Origin of the sequence: Noviherbaspirillum sp., from assembly GCF_036846085.1 — a bacterium.
Classification (GTDB): Bacteria; Pseudomonadota; Gammaproteobacteria; order Burkholderiales; family Burkholderiaceae_D; genus Noviherbaspirillum.
Map to the genome: position 1 here is coordinate 1 of NZ_DAIUCO010000036.1, position 17,850 is coordinate 17,850.

The 17,850-nt window shown below is 59.6% G+C and carries 14 protein-coding genes and 1 pseudogene; 11 read left to right on the plus strand and 4 right to left on the minus strand.

What is annotated here, in order from left to right; all coding sequences use genetic code 11:
- The 11 genes and pseudogenes from rho to V7080_RS06485 form a co-directional block, all read left to right on the plus strand.
- Positions 1-388 (plus strand): annotated as a pseudogene (rho, locus tag V7080_RS06435) (transcription termination factor Rho); the annotation flags it as partial.
- Positions 389-684: 296 nt separating this feature from the next.
- Positions 685-951: a type B 50S ribosomal protein L31 gene (locus V7080_RS06440; protein ID WP_326861385.1), complete on the plus strand. Its 267-nt coding sequence runs from the start codon at positions 685-687 to the stop codon at positions 949-951.
- A 158-nt stretch (positions 952-1,109) separates the two neighbouring features.
- On the plus strand, positions 1,110-2,828 hold the full coding sequence (locus tag V7080_RS06445; RefSeq protein WP_334187582.1) for an ArnT family glycosyltransferase: 1,719 nt from the start codon (positions 1,110-1,112) through the stop codon (positions 2,826-2,828).
- An 8-nt stretch (positions 2,829-2,836) separates the two neighbouring features.
- Entirely contained in the window at positions 2,837-4,204 is a 1,368-nt protein-coding gene (locus tag V7080_RS06450) for an MATE family efflux transporter (RefSeq protein ID WP_334187583.1), read from the plus strand.
- Positions 4,205-4,252: 48 nt separating this feature from the next.
- Positions 4,253-5,191, plus strand: coding sequence for a sugar kinase (locus V7080_RS06455; RefSeq protein ID WP_334187584.1), 939 nt, complete (start codon positions 4,253-4,255; stop codon positions 5,189-5,191).
- Positions 5,192-5,294: 103 nt separating this feature from the next.
- On the plus strand, positions 5,295-5,486 hold the full coding sequence (locus tag V7080_RS06460; RefSeq protein ID WP_334187585.1) for a hypothetical protein: 192 nt from the start codon (positions 5,295-5,297) through the stop codon (positions 5,484-5,486).
- A 97-nt stretch (positions 5,487-5,583) separates the two neighbouring features.
- Positions 5,584-6,291, plus strand: coding sequence for an intradiol ring-cleavage dioxygenase (locus V7080_RS06465; RefSeq protein ID WP_334187586.1), 708 nt, complete (start codon positions 5,584-5,586; stop codon positions 6,289-6,291).
- Between the two features lie 197 nt (positions 6,292-6,488).
- A complete protein-coding gene (locus V7080_RS06470; protein ID WP_334187587.1) occupies positions 6,489-7,232 on the plus strand; it encodes a CerR family C-terminal domain-containing protein in 744 nt (247 codons plus the stop codon).
- A gap of 25 nt (positions 7,233-7,257) precedes the next feature.
- Positions 7,258-8,673, plus strand: coding sequence for an efflux transporter outer membrane subunit (locus tag V7080_RS06475; RefSeq protein WP_334187588.1), 1,416 nt, complete (start codon positions 7,258-7,260; stop codon positions 8,671-8,673).
- 23 nt (positions 8,674-8,696) lie between these two features.
- A complete protein-coding gene (locus V7080_RS06480) occupies positions 8,697-9,875 on the plus strand; it encodes an efflux RND transporter periplasmic adaptor subunit (RefSeq protein WP_334187589.1) in 1,179 nt (392 codons plus the stop codon).
- 8 nt (positions 9,876-9,883) lie between these two features.
- Entirely contained in the window at positions 9,884-12,991 is a 3,108-nt protein-coding gene (locus V7080_RS06485; RefSeq protein WP_334187590.1) for an efflux RND transporter permease subunit, read from the plus strand.
- 266 nt (positions 12,992-13,257) lie between these two features.
- Here the strand turns inward: V7080_RS06485 and V7080_RS06490 are convergent, their stop codons facing one another.
- From V7080_RS06490 to V7080_RS06505, 4 genes are all read right to left on the minus strand, one after another.
- The gene (locus tag V7080_RS06490; protein WP_334187591.1) at positions 13,258-14,082 is read right to left on the minus strand and encodes a substrate-binding periplasmic protein; all 825 of its coding nucleotides are present in this window, start codon (positions 14,080-14,082) and stop codon (positions 13,258-13,260) included.
- Between the two features lie 338 nt (positions 14,083-14,420).
- A complete protein-coding gene (locus V7080_RS06495; protein ID WP_334187592.1) occupies positions 14,421-15,545 on the minus strand; it encodes an ABC transporter substrate-binding protein in 1,125 nt (374 codons plus the stop codon).
- Positions 15,546-15,730: 185 nt separating this feature from the next.
- Complete coding sequence (locus V7080_RS06500) at positions 15,731-16,498, minus strand: IclR family transcriptional regulator (RefSeq protein ID WP_334187593.1); 768 nt, start codon at positions 16,496-16,498, stop codon at positions 15,731-15,733.
- A gap of 160 nt (positions 16,499-16,658) precedes the next feature.
- Complete coding sequence (locus tag V7080_RS06505; RefSeq protein WP_334187594.1) at positions 16,659-17,684, minus strand: porin; 1,026 nt, start codon at positions 17,682-17,684, stop codon at positions 16,659-16,661.
- Positions 17,685-17,850: the final 166 nt, after the last annotated feature.

Here is a 17,850-nt window from a genome sequence, read left to right on the forward strand (position 1 = left end):
ACTGCAGCGGCCGAAGCGATTCTTCGGCGCGGCACGCAACGTCGAAGAAGGCGGCTCGCTGACCATCATCGCCACCGCGCTGATCGACACCGGCAGCCGCATGGACGACGTGATCTACGAGGAATTCAAGGGCACCGGCAACATGGAAGTCCACCTCGAACGCCGGTTGGCCGAGAAACGCGTTTATCCGGCGATCAACCTGAACAAATCCGGTACCCGCCGCGAGGAGTTGCTCATCAAGCCGGATCAGTTGCAGAAGATCTGGGTATTGCGCAAGTTGCTCTATGGCATGGACGAGATCGAGGCGATGGAATTCATCCTCGACAAGATGAAATCGACCAAGAACAACGCAGAGTTTTTTGACATGATGCGACGCGGCGGAAGCTGATCGTTTCCTTATTCAATAGACTCGGAAAAGGCGTATGCGATGCATGCGCCTTTTTTCTTGAGAGGGCCTTGCTGGGCAGGGCCATTGCGTTGCAGCGAATGACGGCAGGATAGAGAAGAACACGGCAGGAAAATTTTTGGCGCGCAGGCGGAATGCCACACAGGAAAGTTTCGCAAACCTCTGATTCCATTATATAATCGCCGACTTTCCCCACCAGGCAAGTGACCGGCAATCGGGTCAAGAAGCAGTACGACCGACGAAGTGCCGATTGGCTACCTAACCATGACGAGGCAATTATGAAAGAAGGCGCACACCCGAATTATCGTGAAGTCGTATTCCAGGACATGTCCAACGATTTCAAATTCATCACCCGTTCCACGATCCAGACTCGTGAGACCATCAACTTCGAAGGCAAGGATTATCCGCTGGTCAAGCTGGAAGTGACCGCAGAATCCCACCCCTTCTATACCGGCAAGCACAAGATCGTCGACACCGCCGGCCGCGTGGAGAAATTCCGCCAGAAGTTTGGTACCCGTGGTTCGAAAACATCTGCAGCAGGCTAAGCCGGCGCTTTGTTTCGAAAAGGCAGCTACGGCTGCCTTTTTTGTTTGCGCAACGGAAAGTATCGGGCGCCGGCCAGGCTAAAGGAGGCCGGCACACCCTGCCGGTGTTTTCCGGCACAATAACGCCGACCCGAATAAGAACAATCCAACACGTCTCCATGAAGCCAGTACGTCTCCCCGCATCCGCCACCAATGCGCTTCCTCGCTGGGGATTGTTCGCCCTGTGCCTGATCTACATCCTGTCCGGGCTGTTTGGCCGTGATCCGTGGAAGACGGACGATGCTGCGGGTTTCGGTGTCATGTGGACAATGGCAAACGGTGGATTGGACGACTGGCTGTGGCCGCATATCGTCGGTTTGCCGATGGCGGACGAGGGCCCGCTTGCGTACTGGATCGGCGCCGTATGCATCAAGCTGTTCGGATGGCTGCTCGGCGACGCACTGGCCGCCCGCATCGCCACGGCCGGATTCTTCCTGCTTGGCTCGCTGAGCGTCTGGTACGCGACCTATCAGCTCGGCCGTCGCCCGGAAGCGCAGCCGCTCAGGCTTGCGTTCGGTGGCCAGCCGGAACCACGCGACTTCGGACGAACGCTGGCCGACGGCGCGTTGCTGATATTCCTTGGGTGCCTCGGCCTGTTGCTGCACAGCCATTACACCAGCGCCAAGGCGCTGCATGTCTCGCTCGTCGCGCTTGCCCTCTATGCGGCGGTACGCCTGTTCGAGAAGGAAACCCTTCGCGCTGCCGCCGGCTTTGGTGCGGTATTGGGATTGCTGGTCCTGACGCGTGGCTGGGTGGTCCCCACGGCCTTATGGCTTGCCATTGCGGTGCTGGCCGGCCTGCGCAGCAAGGCCCTGATGGCCAGGACCGCCGTTGTCAGTCTCGTGGTCGCGGTGGCGATTTCGGAAATCTGGCTGGCCACGAACTATTTCGTTCGTCCGTTCAACAGCTCCCCGTTTGATGCCTGGATGCTGTGGAACCATCGCCAGATCAGCCTGCCTTCCGTCGAGAGCATCCGGTATTTCACGAAAAACGTAATCTGGTTCGCATGGCCCGCATGGCCGTATGCGGGTTGGGCCGTCTATGCATGGCGCAAACAATATCGCGCGATACATATCGCCGTGCCGCTGGCCTTCGCCGCGACATTCATCGTCCTGGCACTGATCAACGGACGTCCGGATGAAGGCATATTGCTGCCCCTGCTTCCGCCGCTGGCGATTTTGGCGGCATTTGGCTTGCCGACGATGAAACGCGGGGCGATCAATGCTGTCGACTGGTTCTCGGTGATGACGCTGACGACCTGTGCCGCTTTCATCTGGCTTGGCTGGATCGCCAAGCAAACCGGATGGCCGGCAAAGCTGGCGAAAAACGCATTCAAACTGGCGCCGGGCTTCAAGCCGGAATTCAGCCTGGTGATGTTTTTGGTCGCGGCATGCACGACGATCGGCTGGATCCTGCTGGTGCATTGGCGCGTCTCGCGCCGGCCGGCGGTATTGTGGCGGGCGGTGGTGCTGTCGTCCGGCGGCGTGATCCTTTGCTGGGTGTTGCTGACGACCTTGTGGCTTCCGTGGGTGAACTACGGCAAGAGCTACTCCGGCGTGGCGCTTCAGATATCGGAAGCACTGCCCGAAGGCGGCGCATGCGTGGAAAGCAATGTCGGACCGGCGCAGCGTGCGTCCTTTGCCTATTTCGGAAATATTCCCTTCGCGGACTTTGATGACATCGATTGCGACTTATTACTCCTGCAGGACGACAACCGCCGCCAGGACAGCGCCAAGCGACTCATCAGGGCGGACGAGCAATGGCGGCTTTTATGGGAAGGCAGACGCGCATCCGATCGGCATGAGCGCTTCCGGCTCTATCAAAAGGTAAAACGGTAAGCGCCCGCATGGAGGAAAAGGCTCAACGTCATACCACCCGTATTGCCACGTTGGCCTGGCCCATCCTGGTTGGCCAGCTGGCAGTCATTGCCAACGGTGTCATCGATACCGCGATGACCTCGCGATTTTCGGCAACCGATCTGGCCGCGCTGGCGATCGGCGCATCCATCTACGTCAGCGTATTCGTCGGATTGAACGGCGTGCTGCAGGCGCTGTCGCCGATCGTCGCCCAGATGTTCGGTGCGCAACGGATTGCGGAGGTCGGCGCGGAGGTAAAGCAAGGCGCGTGGCTGGCGCTGTTTCTGTCGGTCGCCGGTTGCCTGGTGTTGCTGTTCCCGCAGCCCCTCCTTTCACTGGCGCAAGCCTCCCCCGAACTCACCGAAAAATCGGAGATGTACCTGCAAATCCTCGCGCTGGCGCTGCCGGCCACGCTGGGATTCCGCATCTATGGCGCGCTCAACACCGCCCTGGCGCGGCCGAAAATGGTGATGGCCATCCAGGTCGTCGCCCTGCTGCTGAAAATCCCGCTCAACGCCCTGTTCATTTTCGGCTGGCTCGGCTTGCCGGCATATGGCGGTCCCGGCTGCGCGATGGCGACTGCCGTCACGTCCTGGCTGACAGTCCTGATCGGCTGGGGCCTCGTGCGCGGCATGCCTTTCTACAGGTCGTTCGGCATCTTCGGCACTGGCTTCGCCGCCCCGAACTGGAAAGCGCAGATGGCACTGCTCAAGCTCGGCATCCCGATGGGCTTAAGCTACCTGATCGAAGTCACCGCATTCACCTTCATGGCGCTGTTCATCGCCCGCCTCGGGGATACCGCCGTTGCAGGCCATCAGATCACCGCCAACTTCGCCACCGTGCTGTATATGCTGCCGCTGTCGATCGCCAGCGCCACCAGCACACTGGTTGCGCAATCCATCGGCGCGCGCCGACTCGACACGGCACGGCATATCGGCTTCGTGGGCATCCGCCTCGCCGCCGTGCTGTCCGTCACCATCGGCTGCGCGGTCTGGCTCGCGCGCGATCTGATCGTGCGCGCCTATACCCCGGACGAAACCATCATCGCCGCCGCACTGCCGCTGTTTGCCTTCATCGCCATCTACCAGTTGTTCGATTCGGTGCAGGTCACCACTGCGTTCGTATTGCGGGCGTATCGGGTAGCGGTGGTGCCGACGATCATGTACGCCGTTGCGCTATGGGGCATCGGGCTTGGCGGGGGTTATATTCTTGGCCTTGATCCGTTCGGTATCAGTCCGCCGGCGCTGCAGGGACCGGCCGGTTTCTGGATGGGCAACAGCGCCAGCCTTGCGCTGGTTGCCGTCGGCCTGTTTTGGTATTTGCGCAAAGTCCAGCGCGACGCCGAGCGCAGTGGCTAAAATTCGGGGCAGTTAGGCAACGAGGGAAGTGGCGATGAGGAAGCCGGAATGACGACACGCATCATTTGTCTTGGTAACACGACGCTCGACAAGGTCTGGCCCGTTTTCGACCTGCCCACCGGGGGCGGGAAAGTGCGCGCCAGCGATTATTTCGAAGTCGGCGGCGGCATGGGAGCCAATGCCGCCGTTGCGGTGGCGCGCCTGGGCGGTTCCGTTGCCTACTGGGGCCGGGCCGGTGACGATGCGGCCGGCGAAACCATGAAAAACGAAATGCGCTCGTATGGCGTGGACGTCAATCACTTTCGCCTGTTCCCCGGCGCCCGTTCGTCCACGTCGGCGGTGCTGGTGGCCAACGATGGCGAACGCGCCATCATCAACTTCCGCGGCGCCGGCATTCCGGATCATCCCGCCTGGCTGCCGCTGGAGGCGGTCGCCGGCGCCGACGCGGCGCTCGCCGACATCCGCTGGATTGAAGGCGCCTGCGCCCTGTTCGCCAAGGCGCGCGGATGCGGCGTACCGACCGTGCTGGATGCGGAAACGGCCATGCCGGCCGCCTTCGCCGCCACGCTGCCCCTGGTTGATCACGCGGTGTTTTCGGAACCCGGATTGCGCTCATTTGCCGGCAACCGTCCGCTCGACAACGATGAGGACCGGATCGCTGCCCTGGCTCGGGCGCGGTCCCTCGGCTGCAAGGTGGCGGCGCTGACACGCGGCGGCGAAGGCGTCATCTGGGTCGACGATGCCGGCATCCACCGCCAGCCGGCCTTCGTCGTCGACGTGGTCGACACGACCGGCGCGGGGGACGTATTTCATGGCGCCTATACGCTGACGCTCGGCGAAGGTGCGGACGTGACGGATGCGATGCGATTCGCCAGCGCGGTCGCAGCATTGAAATGCACCCGTCACGGCGGCCGGGCCGGCATTCCGACGCGAACGGCAGTAACGGCCTTCATGGCCGATATGCAAGTCAGGCCGGCATCGACGTAAACACGGCGGGAAACATCCAGTTGCATGGCAGATAGGTTTCCTTGAGGAACATTTTTCCATAATCCGGGTCTAGGTCATATCCTGTCCTTGAAAAGAAACTGCCATGATTGATCCGCAATATCACGAAGAACTGCGCGCACTGCGTAACCTGGAGCGGGCGGTTCGCGCCTGCTGCATTGCCGCCGCATTGGTGCCCGGAAAACGCCAGACTGAAATTCTGGCTGTCGCATTGAAAGAAGTGGTAAATGCACGAAAGACCAGTATCAGGCGCTCCAAATTCGTTCCGTTCAAATAAGCTGAGGCATGGCAGGATGCCGACTGCCGGCGGGAACTCGGCGCCTGACCGGCATCACTAACGGCATCGATATGCGCATCGACCTTGGAGGCATCGCATGGAACCGGATCGACCCAGCACCGCCAACCGATATCGCCGTACCTTGCTGGCATTGTTTGGCGCCGGTTTTCTCCCCGGCCGCCTGCATGCGCAGCCAGCCAGGGGCACGCCAGCCTGCATCCTCACGCCGCAGCAAATCGAAGGCCCCTACTTTATCGATCAACGCCTGAACCGTTCCGATATACGGTTTGACCCCGTCCGCGGCCAGGCGAAGACGGGCGCACCGCTTCATCTCATCCTGCGCATTTCGGCGGTTGGCGACCCCGGCTGCACGCCGCTCGCCGGCGCGGTGGTCGATATCTGGCATTGCGATGCCGGCGGAGAGTACTCCGCCGTCGAAGAGAACAGGCGCAATCCGGAACAATCCGGCTTTCTGCGCGGCTATCAGGTTACCGACGCAAACGGCGAAGTCCGGTTCACCACCATCTATCCGGGCGCCTACCCCGGGCGAACAGTACATATCCATGTCAAGGTGCGGACCCGTTCCTCATCCGGGCGCGCCAGCGAATTCACCTCGCAGTTGTATTTTGATGATGGCCTCACCGACCGGGTGTACCTGCAGAAAGCCTATGCCGACTCGCGCAAGGCCAGGCAGAAAAATAGCCAGGACGGGTTGTTTCAACGAGGCGGCAGGCAACTCATGCTTGTTCTGAACGAACAGGACGACGGATACCGGGGCAGTTTCGACTTCGGCATCCGGATCTGAACCACACCGGCTTCTCTTCCCCATCTCATTACCGGGCATGTCAGGCCCCGTTGCGCCTGTTCACACCTTGAAAAGCAGCAATTGGCACTTGATGCCCCTGCCATGGAAACATCCATGAAAAACGCTATGGGCTCGCAGGAATAAATCAATCGATTTAATTAAATCAAACGTTTGATTTATATAGTAGAATGCCGGCCATGACACGATCCTCCGAAGACAGCGCCAACCTCCCGGTGCCAAGTTCCGCATCGACCCTGGCGATAGCCGCCGACAGCCGCAAGCAGCGTTCCGACGGCGTCGAAGCACGCGAGCGCCTGCTGCACGCGGCACTGCGGCAATTCGCCGAAAAAGGCTTCGCAAAAACATCCACCCGCGACATCGCGCAGGCCGCCGATATCAATATCGCGTCGATCCGGTACTACTTCGGCGACAAGGCCGGCCTCTATCGCGCCGTGTTCACCGAACCACTGGGCAGCGCTCGCGACGATATCGCCCTCTTCGACCAACCGGGCTTCACATTGCGGCAGTCGCTGGAAGGTTTCTTTACGTCATTCATCAGCCCGCTCAAGCAGGGCGACCTAGTCCAGTTATGCATGCGCCTGCACTTCCGGGAAATGCTGGAACCGACCGGCCTCTGGGCCGAGGAAATCGATAACGGCATCAAGCCTTCGCACGACGCGTTGGTTCGGGTGCTGTGCCGTCATCTTGGCGTCACAAAGGCGGACGACGATATGCATCGGCTGGCTTTTTCCATATCGGGCCTGGCGCTGCAAATGTTTGTTGCCCGCGATGTCATTCTGGCCATCCGGCCGCGGCTGGTGGCGACGCCGGATGCGCTGGATCGATGGACGTCGCGGCTCGTCGACTATGCGGAAGCATTGGTGGCGAATGAAACGGCACGCCGCGCAAATTCAGACAATCAACCACATTCCGGGCAATAAGCGTATGAAAATAATTCGGTTTGCAATGGCCGCGAGCCTGCCTTTTTGGTTGGCCGCCTGCGCTACCCAGATGCCGTCATCGACCGTTGTCGCTCCCCTGCCGTCGCAATGGAATGCGCCGCTCCCTGCCAGCGTCGCGGCAGTTCCGCATAACGGCGCCGTCTCCGATCTGTCGCAATGGTGGCGGACGCAAGGCGATCCTCTTCTGGCGGAATTGATCGAGTCGGCACAGACGGTCAGTCCGACCATTGCCTCCGCCCGGTCCCGCATCGAACAATCGCGCGCCACCCGGGTTGCCGCCGGCGCCGCGTTGCTGCCCGTGTTGAACGGTACGGGCAGCGTCAGCCGCACCAGTACCCAGCCGCCTCTGCCCATGGGCACGACAGTACAGACAGCGCTTCAGCCATCCTGGGAAATCGATGTTTTCGGCGCCAACCGGAATGCACGCGATGCGGCGCAGGCACGCTTTGAAGGCGCACAGGCGGGATGGCATGAAGCACGGGTCGCCGTCGCGGCGGAAGTGGCCAATCAGTACTACAGCCTGCGATCCTGCGAAAAGCTGATGGCCATCGTCAATGCCGATGCCAAATCAAGAGCGGAAACCGCGCGCCTGACCCAACTCAGTGCAGAGGCCGGCTTCCAGGCGCCTGCAACCGCGGCGCTGGCAAGGGCGAGCGCGGCGGAAGGCAACAGCCGTGCAATTCAGCAGCGCGCCCAGTGCGATCTTGATATCAAGGCACTGGTTGCGCTGAGTGCCATGCCGGAGCCGGAATTGCGGCAGAAGGTCTCGGCAACGGCCGGGGACCTGCCGCAAACCATGGCGATGTCGGTTTCCGCCTTGCCGGCCCATGCCCTGACGCAGCGGCCGGATGTCTTCAATGCGGCGCGGGAAGTCGCAGCCGCCAGTGCCGAAGTCGGCACTGCGCAGGCGCAACGCTACCCGCAACTCACGCTGTCCGGCTCGGTCGGCTTAGCAAGCTTTCGCACCGGCGGTGTCAGCACTGACCTGAATACCTGGTCGATCGGACCGTTGGCGCTGACCGTGCCGTTGTTCGACGGCGGCCGGCGGGCGGCGAACGTCGAGGCGGCGCAGGCACGCTACGAGGAGGCCGCGGCGAATTACCGGGCTGCGGTTCGGCAGGCGGTCCGCGAAGTCGAGGAAGCCCTGGTGACGCTCGACAGCACCGCTGCCCGCAGCCAGGACGCCGCGACCGCCGTGGAAGGTTATCGCACCTCTTTCGCCTCGACCGAAAGCCGCTACGTCAACGGCTTCGCCAGCCTGGTGGAACTGGAGGAAGCGCGCCGCACCCGCCTGGCGGCGGAAACCGCGCTGGCAAATTTACAGCGCGAGCGTGTCGCGGCATGGATCGCGCTTTATCGCGCAGCCGGCGGCGGCTGGACGGGCGGCGATACGATTGCCGCATCGGCGCGTGCAAACTGATTCGAATTGACGAAAGCAAAAACATGAAAACACTGAAACGCAAGCCTGTCATCATCGCACTGATCGTCATCGCCATCCTGTGCGCGATCGGCATCGCCATGATTGCGGGCAAGCCGGCCGCAAAAGAGGAAAAACAGGCCGCGGCGCCCGCACGGCCCGCGCTGACCGTTACCACGACCAAGCCCACAGAGGCGAGCCTGCCGATCCGGCTGACTGCCAACGGCAATATCGCCGCCTGGCAGGAAGCCATCATCGGCAGCGAGTCGAATGGGTTGCGGCTTGTCGAGGTGCGAGCCAATGTCGGCGATACGGTGAAGGCCGGCCAGGTGCTGGCTGTTTTCTCGGCTGAAACGGTGCAGGCCGATGTCGCCCAGGCGCGGGCCGCGCTTCTGGAAGCCGAAGCCAATGCCGCCGACGCTGCAAACAATGCTGCGCGGGCTCGCACGCTGCAAACCACCGGCGCGCTCAGCACCCAGCAGATCAATCAATACCTCACGACCGAGCAGACTGCGAAGGCAAAGGTGGAAGCCGCCAAGGCAACGCTGGCAGCCCAGCAGTTGCGGCTGAAGCAAACGAGGCTGCTGGCGCCGGACGATGGCATCGTTTCCTCGCGCACGGCCACCGTCGGCGCGGTGGTCGGCGCCGGCACGGAATTGTTCCGCATGGTGCGCCAGGGTCGCCTGGAATGGCGCGCCGAAGTGACGGCCAATGAACTCGGCCGCTTGAAAACCGGGACCTTGGTCAAGGTGGTTGCCGCCAACGGCACCGAGCTCGATGGCAAGGTACGCATGGTCGCGCCAACCGTCGATCCGCAGAACCGCTCCGCGCTCGTCTATGTCGATCTGCCGAAGGCATCGGAAAAAGCCGCACCGGCCAAGGCCGGGATGTTCGGCAAGGGCGAATTCGACCTCGGTACATCGAATGCATTGACGGTGCCGCAGCAGTCGGTCGTGATCCGCGACGGGTTCAGCTATGTGTTCCGGCTCAACAATGACAGCCGCGTCACGCAGGTCAAGGTGCAGACCGGCCGCCGCCTTGGTGACCGGGTGGAAATCCTCGAAGGCATCGGTCCGGATGCAACGCTGGCGGTCAGCGGCGCCGGCTTCCTCAATGAAGGCGACCTGGTAAAAGTCGTGCAAGGCAATGCACCGGCCATACCGCCAAGCGCATCCGGCACCGTGGCGACACCCGTCGCCAAATAAGGATCAGCATGAATTTCTCTTCTCTCTCCATCAAGAATCCGATCCCGGCGATCATGCTGTTCGCCCTGCTGACGCTGGCCGGACTCCTGTCGTATCGCTCCAATGCCGTCCAGGATTTCCCGGACATCGAACTGCCCATCGTGACGGTCAACGCCACGCTGTCCGGCGCGGCGCCAGCCCAGCTGGAAACCGAAGTCGCGCGCAAGATCGAGGACGCGGTCGCCACGCTGCAGGGCGTGAAGAACATTTACACCAAGGTGCTTGATGGCCAGGTAACGATCACCGTCGAGTTCATTCTGGAAAAGCAGATAGCCGAAGCGGTCAATGATGTGCGCGACGCGGTGGCGCGAGTGCGTGCCGATCTGCCGAGCGACCTGCGCGATCCATCGGTGACCAAGGCGTCGACTGCCGGCCGGGTAGTGCTGACCTTTACCGCCGCAGCCAGCGGCGAAGGCGCGACGTTCGATGACCAGGAACTGAGCTGGTTTGTCGACAACACCGTGTCCAAGCGCCTGCTCGCGGTGCCGGGGGTCGGTGCCGTCAAGCGCATGGGCGGCGTCGACCGCGAGGTGCGGGTCGAGCTCGATGCGGCAAAAATGGCGGCCCTCAATGTCGCCGCGGTCGATGTGTCCCGGCGGCTTCGCCTGGTACAGCAGGAAGCGCCGGGCGGGCGCGGCGACGTCAGCGGCGCCGAACAATCGGTGCGCACGATCGCTACGGTGAAGACGGCTGCTGAACTGGCGGGCCTCGACATCCCGCTGGCGGATGGCCGCCATATCCGTCTCGACCAGGTAGCGACGGTGACCGATACGGTTGCCGAGCCGCGTGCCGTCGCCAGCCAGGATGGCAAAAAGGTTGTCGGCTTCGAGATCTTTCGCACCAAGGGCGCAAGCGAATTGAAGGTTGCCGAGGGCGCACGCGCCGCGGTGGCCGAATTGCAGGCGGCGCATCCCAACATCTCGATCAAGCAGGCGATCGACAACGCGGAACCGGTCGCCGAAAACTTCGACGGCTCGATGGAGCTGCTGTATGAGGGCGCCATCCTGGCCGTGCTGGTGGTGTGGTGGTTCCTGCGCGACTGGCGGGCGACCCTCGTTGCCGCCGCGGCGCTGCCGCTGTCGGTCATACCGACATTCCTCGGCCTTACCTATTTCGGCTACACCCTCAATACCGTGACACTGCTCTCGCTGGCGCTGGTGGTCGGCGTGCTGGTCGACGATGCGATCGTTGAAATCGAGAACATCGCCCGTCACCTGCAGATGGGCAAGACGCCGATGCAGGCGGCGATGGAAGCCGCCGACGAGATCGGCATGGCGGTGATCGCCACGACCTTTGCACTGGTCGCGGTATTTCTCCCGACCGCTTTCATGGGCGGCATACCGGGCTTGTTCTTCAAGCAGTTCGGCTGGACCGCGGTGATCGCCATCCTTGCCTCGCTGGTGGTGGCACGTCTGCTGACGCCCATGATGGCCGCCTACCTGCTGAAACCGGCGAAGCACGTCGAACACAAGGACGGCTGGATCATGCAACGCTATCTCGCCACGATGCAATGGTGCCTGCGCCACCGCTTGATCACGGCCATCGGTTCCGGCCTGTTTTTCATCGGCTCGATTGCACTGGTCCCCTTGCTTCCGACCGGCTTCGTTCCCACGGCTGACCGTGGGCAGACACAGATCAACATCGAACTGCCGCCCGGCAGCACCTTGGCGGAAACCCAGGCCGTGGCCGAACGCACGCGCGCCGCGGCGATGCAGGTCGATGGCATAACGAGCATCTTCAGCTCCATCGGCGGCGGTTCCAGCGGCGATGCGTTCGCGCCCGGCGCGGCTGCGGAAGCACGGCGCGCGGTACTGACCCTGACTACAGTGCATCGGAATGACCGCGACGAATCTCTGCAGGAACTTGAAACCCATATCCGGCGCAACCTGGCGGACATTCCGGGTGCGCGCTTCACCGTCGGCCCGCCGGATACCGGCGTCAAGATGCAGCTGGTGCTGCGCAGCGAAGATCCGTTGGCGTTGTCCCAAACCGCCCAGAAGGTCGAACGCGAACTGCGGACGCTACAAGGAGTTGGCAATGTCAGCTCCAGCGCCTCCCTGGTGCGCCCGGAAATCATTGTGCGGCCCGACTTCGCCCGCGCCGCCGACCTTGGCGTCACCGCGGCAAGCATCGGTGAAACGGTTCGGGTGGCAACTGCCGGCGACTATGAAACCAACCTGCCGAAGATGAACCTGCCGGAACGGCAAGTACCGATTCGCGTGAAACTGCCTGACGCGGTACGCGCGGACCTTGCCGCAATCGAGCGCCTGACCGTACCCGGAAGGAACGGTCCGGTGATGCTGGGCAATGTCGCCGATATCAGCATGGAGAGCGGCCCGGCACAGATCGACCGGCTTAATCGCAGCCGCAATGTGACGCTGGAAGTCGAACTCGGCGGACGATCGCTCGGCGAAGTCAATGCGGAAGCACGCGCGCTGCCGGCGCTGCAAAACCTGCCGCCGACAGTCAAGATCGCCGAATTGGGCGATGCACAGGAAATGCAGGCACTTTTTGCCAGCTTCGGTATTGCGATGCTGATCGGCGTGCTGTGTATTTATGGCGTTCTGGTGTTGCTGTTCAAGGACTTCATGCAACCGGTAACGATTCTGGCCGCATTGCCCCTGTCGATTGGCGGTGCGTTCGTCGCGCTGCTGTTGACAGGCAAGGCACTTTCGATGCCGTCGATGATCGGACTAATCATGCTGATGGGCATTGTCACCAAGAACTCCATCCTGCTTGTCGATTATGCGATCCTTGCACGGCAAGCCGGCATGAACCGCTTCGATGCCCTGGTGGACGCGTGCCACAAGCGTAGCCGCCCGATCATCATGACCACCATCGCGATGGGCGCCGGCATGATGCCGCTGGCGCTGGGGCTGGGCGCGGATCCGAGCTTCCGATCGCCGATGGCGATCGCCGTGATCGGCGGTCTGATCACCTCGACGCTTCTGAGCTTGCTGGTTGTCCCTGCGGTCTTCACCTACGTTGATGATCTGGAACATCTACTGAAACGCATGTTCGGGAGGAAAAAGATGGAGCATAGGCCGCAGCAAGTACCCGTGAGCGAAGGCGCTTGAATCGTTTGAGTGATGCATAGTGCGCGTCTGTGCATTAACAGCTGTATGGCTGATGTGGCGATGGCTTGCTTGGGACGGGAAGCCGGATTGTATGGAAGGATGAGATACGCAGGCGAACCGCATCGCCATCAGCCAGCATGACGGCGGCGACCGCAAGCTCATTCTTTCCCGGAAAAGCTCCAGGCAATAAAAATATATTGTTCGTAATCATGAATCGAGAAAGCCAGTGAATGTCCGGCAGATGCATCGATATGCATTAAACGGAGCTACCGATACACTTGCCATTTTTCAGATATCCGCGAAAGCTCACCAGTCGCGTTCAACCTATTCATCGCGTGCCTCAGCTTCGCCACCACATCTTCGGAAAGCTTTTTGCTGACGACCAGATAGAGCGGCTGCACATCCATCACCGTCGGCAATACTCTTACCTTATCTTCGAATCCAGCATCGCGAATGATGTTGCTTATGCCTGGCTCGAGATGAAAGAAGAATCGGGCACGCTTGGCATGCAGCTTGCGAACATTGCCGATGGCATCGCTTGCGCCATGATCGATGTGAAGCCCTCCGACCGCCCGTAATCGTTTCACCGCGCCATATGCCTGCATGGACAGGATCACGCCATTTTCGCCAAGCATTCGGACATCATCCCAGCTCCCGATGCTCACCGGATCGTCTGCGCGGGCGACAAGATGAAATCGTGCCGTGAACAGCGGGGGCCCGATGAAGAATACCGCCGATTCATGTTCCGCCGACTTGGGCAGCCCGCAAGCGATGTCCACCTCTCCCAGCATCAACGCCGAATCGAGCCGTCCGGCAGGAATCTTGCTGTGGTCGACGACAAACCGTAGTCCCGGGTCCATACGCTCAATGGCAAGATAGATCTCGGGACACACGCTGCTGACAAAAGGCATCCCGTCTTCCGCTCGCGCGGTGAGGTGCGACCCCGTTTCCAATTGCGCCGCAGTACGTAGAAAAATGAGATCTGACGCCGCCGAGGACTTGATCGCCCAGCATGTCACGAAGAGCGACACCAGCAGCGTATGTGCGCCGCATCTAAGCGGAAGGTCAAGGAGCCGAAGCGACAAATGCATAATCACTCAATATGAGAAGCATCAGATCGTGCCGAAATATGACTTGCAACAATCGCTTCGGAAAAAGCCTCGCAATTTCACCGTTCGGACGAAATTGAATTTGTGAACGTTGCAATAATCATGCTTTCCGACGCGTGGCAAACGGCCAGATCGATCTGTGGATCACGCCGGTAGCTGCGGATTTCCTGCATTGTCAGCGCGGTGGACAGTCAGATTTTGTAACCCTGTTGAATGCAAGGCGAAGGCCGGACGGCAGAACGCGGCAAAAAAATCCCGGAGAGATTTCTCCCTCCGGGCAAAAAGGGTGAGGAACACCCTTGGAGACACCGTCACTACTTCTACCGCATCAGTTTCCCGCTTGCGAGCACGATCGCAAGCTCGACATACTTTGAGCCAGTGTGGTTCTTCGGCGAATAGCCGATGATGACCCCACCGGCATCGAACTCTTTCATCGACTCGAGCGCAATTCGCACTTTGCGCCGGGACGGATTGGGCCCCGCTAGGCGAAGCGCTTGCACAACGGTCTTGGCCATCACATATCCTTCGACGACTGCGAGGTTGAGAGGCGTTCCGGACGGCGCATACTTGGCAAGATTCATTTTGAGCTCTCTCACCAAAGGCAATGCGGTATTCGGGTCCGGCACCACCTGCGTGACAATCAACCCGCGTGCCGTTTTTTCACCAATACGTTTAACTACCTCAACACCGTCAGCAACAGACAACGCAATAACCTGTGCCTTTCCGCCTTGTTCTCTGAACGTCTTATAAAATTCGGCGGCAGCAGCGCTGTTTGCCACCACGATCACACCTTGCGGCTTGACATCGGAAATCGACTTGGCCGCCGCGTTCACATCGACAGTATTTGCGGCATAGGTTGCATGATGAATCAGCTTCATCGACGAATCTTTTTTAATTGCTCCTTGAATCAGGGCAAGCGTCTCGTTTCCAAACGGACTTTTTTCGCTAAACACCGCAACATTTTTCAATCCGATCGTCGCGAGCTGTGTGACGATTTTTTCGATCTCGCCAAGATAGTTGGCTCGCGTATGAAACAGATAAGGATTCACCGGCTCGTGAAGCGATAAGTCGCCCGTACGTATGCCGACAACCGGGATATCTGCCTCCTCCAGCAACTTGCTTTTGATTATCAACTCCATCGACCCTGTGCCCATAAAGCCGGTTAGTACCGTCGGCTGCGACTCAGCCAGCAATTCACGCGTCTTGGAGACAGAGTCCGCCACATTGGCCCCGCGGTCTTTTGAGACGAACTTCAAAGTCGCACCGTGCACACCGCCTGTGGCGTTGATTGCATCAAAATAGGCCTTTAAACCAATCCGGATATGCGGTCCTGCCGAATCGGGATTTCCCAGAGAAGCGACCTGTCCGATGACAATTTCTGCTGCAGATGCATAATCTGCTGACAGCAGCGCAAGTACCAAAGTGAACGTCTGAAGAAACCGCATTGCCATACTCCCCCCAAGACATGAAGCTCGACAACTTCCTCGAGCCGTTTTGTATGTACTTTATAAAGACAGCCGCCTCGCACCCTTCAGCATCGCTACGAACGGCCAGAGCATCCTTCCATTCTGCACTTCCGGAGTGACCTCCTTCCAACTGCTTGTGTATATCCTCATCACCTCAGCATTTTTTATGTTTCTTCATCATCGTCATATCCCAAATCTTTCGAGAATGCGGATGCAGTACTCTTCAACACGCCTATATGCAAATCCAGATGATCGGTGCCCGACCGTGATGCCGGGATCGCAACACTAAGTGTTGCGACGACTGCCCCCATGGCATCCCGGATCGGAACTGCGACGGCAACTGTATCAATCACGCGCTCACCTCGCGAAACACTATGTCCCTGCATTCGAATCCGCTCGAATTCCTTCTCCAGCCGATCCCGTTCGACAATCGTATTCTTTGTGTATCTGCATTTTTCTTCTTGCAGCACACGATCCTGAACTTCTTCCGTGGCAAATGCTGCAAGCAGCTTTCCGGATGCACCCACGTACAGCGGCTTGCGGACACCGATCTTCGAGTGCACGCGCACCAATTGCCTGCAGTCCCAATGGGCTATGCAAATGGCCTCCAACCCGTCTCTAACTTGCACGTACACATGTTCATGAATGTGGTTTCCGACCTCCCCCATGTACTTCTTCGCCAACCGCACCAACTTGATCTGCTCCTGTGCTGCTGCGCCAACAAACAGCGACATGAAACTGAGGCTGTAAATTGCCGCATTTCCGTGGCGTCGTATGAGACCGCTCTTCTCCAGGGTTTCAAGGAGCCTGTAGCTTCTGGCCTTCGTGATTCCAGCGCGTTTCGCCAGCTCGGTTACACCCAGGCCAGGTTGGTCCGCAACCAGAAACAGCAAACTCAGCGCCTTGTCGACGGCGTCTACGGTATAGCTCATGGCGTTACGCAGTAATTTTCACTATGCAGCTTTCACAATTCGAAGTCTTCATATGTCCTTGCTGTCTACCAACGTGAAATTCTTTGCATGCGTTCATGTGGTTGATTGAACAGGAAGGAGGCACAATATTGAATCCGCCTCCTCCCCTGTCCGCACGTGATTAGAACTTGTGCTGAATACCGAGGCTCACAACACGGATGTCATCATTGGCGACATTCGAATTGTCATCCTGACGATCAAAGATGGCATACAGAGTGGTGCGCTTGCTCAGGCTGTGGCCATAGCCGATCTGGAATTTGCTTGCTTCGCCGGCGCGGTCACGCTGCACGTCACGGCGCATGTAGTTGGCAACAACTTCACCGGATCCGACAGGCGCACTCGCACCGACCATCCAGAAATCGACATTATTCCGGGTGGTAGGCCTTCCTTCATAACGGTCGCGACCGTAAATGCCGTATGCCTTGACAACCTTAAAGTCGTACGAACCTACGATGTGCCATTTGTCTTTGAAATCATTAGCAAGGAGTCCGCCACGCTTATCATCTTTTCCAAGGCCAATGCCAACACCGAAAGGACCGGATTCATAATTCAATCCCACATCCAGGTGTTTGAAGTCCTGCTCCCTTGTTACACCCGGACCGGTACCAGTAGAATTTTCAGGCCCTGTCTGCCAATAGCGTGCACGCATGTTGAAGCCACCATACGTCGGGCTCATATAGCCGATGGCATTGCTGACCCGATTCCGCATATTGAGGAATTCTGTTCCGAACGCTGTCGCGCCTGAGTCGTGAATCACTGCGTCCAGATGCTTGGTCCGTTGTGAGTACAGTGGAGAACCAGTCGGATTTGCCGAGTCCAGCCGTCCCATTGCAACTGCGCCGAATGGCCCGGTCAAGGCAACGAACGAATTACGGAAGTGGTTAGTTGAACTGGAGAAAGCGCCGTTGTCGACGTTAAGGCCGGCTTCGAGTCCGAACACCGCTTTCAAGCCACCGCCAAGGTCCTCAACACCACGGAAGCCCAGGCGCGATGCATTGCTCACCAGTTGGGTGGAAGACCGTGTGCCATCGTCAATTCGGTCGATACTGGTATCGATAACACCATAGACCGAAACGCTGCTCTGCGCTTGTGCAAATGCAGGGACAAGCGCGCTTGCCGCTGCCAGAATCAGGAACGACTTCTTCATATATAATTCTCCTTAGTTTTAAGTATTTCCACTGCCCGGCACTTTCTTGTCCGTGATACTCGGCAGCCCTCCCAGGCCTTCATTGCGCGACAAGACACCTTGGCCAATTCACCAATATTGCGAGTACAAAAGCCCCCTGGCGCGTCAACGCCATTGATGCTTTTAG

Bases quoted from the DNA above. Each gene is read 5' to 3' on its own strand.
- V7080_RS06440 (WP_326861385.1), top strand. From the start codon at position 685: ATGAAAGAAGGCGCACACCCGAATTATCGTGAAGTCGTATTCCAGGAC.
- V7080_RS06445 (WP_334187582.1), top strand. From the start codon at position 1,110: ATGAAGCCAGTACGTCTCCCCGCATCCGCCACCAATGCGCTTCCTCGC.
- V7080_RS06450 (WP_334187583.1), top strand. From the start codon at position 2,837: ATGGAGGAAAAGGCTCAACGTCATACCACCCGTATTGCCACGTTGGCC.
- V7080_RS06455 (WP_334187584.1), top strand. From the start codon at position 4,253: ATGACGACACGCATCATTTGTCTTGGTAACACGACGCTCGACAAGGTC.
- V7080_RS06460 (WP_334187585.1), top strand. From the start codon at position 5,295: ATGATTGATCCGCAATATCACGAAGAACTGCGCGCACTGCGTAACCTG.
- V7080_RS06465 (WP_334187586.1), top strand. From the start codon at position 5,584: ATGGAACCGGATCGACCCAGCACCGCCAACCGATATCGCCGTACCTTG.
- V7080_RS06470 (WP_334187587.1), top strand. From the start codon at position 6,489: ATGACACGATCCTCCGAAGACAGCGCCAACCTCCCGGTGCCAAGTTCC.
- V7080_RS06475 (WP_334187588.1), top strand. From the start codon at position 7,258: ATGGCCGCGAGCCTGCCTTTTTGGTTGGCCGCCTGCGCTACCCAGATG.
- V7080_RS06480 (WP_334187589.1), top strand. From the start codon at position 8,697: ATGAAAACACTGAAACGCAAGCCTGTCATCATCGCACTGATCGTCATC.
- V7080_RS06485 (WP_334187590.1), top strand. From the start codon at position 9,884: ATGAATTTCTCTTCTCTCTCCATCAAGAATCCGATCCCGGCGATCATG.
- V7080_RS06490 (WP_334187591.1), bottom strand. From the start codon at position 14,082: ATGCATTTGTCGCTTCGGCTCCTTGACCTTCCGCTTAGATGCGGCGCA.
- V7080_RS06495 (WP_334187592.1), bottom strand. From the start codon at position 15,545: ATGCGGTTTCTTCAGACGTTCACTTTGGTACTTGCGCTGCTGTCAGCA.
- V7080_RS06500 (WP_334187593.1), bottom strand. From the start codon at position 16,498: ATGAGCTATACCGTAGACGCCGTCGACAAGGCGCTGAGTTTGCTGTTT.
- V7080_RS06505 (WP_334187594.1), bottom strand. From the start codon at position 17,684: ATGAAGAAGTCGTTCCTGATTCTGGCAGCGGCAAGCGCGCTTGTCCCT.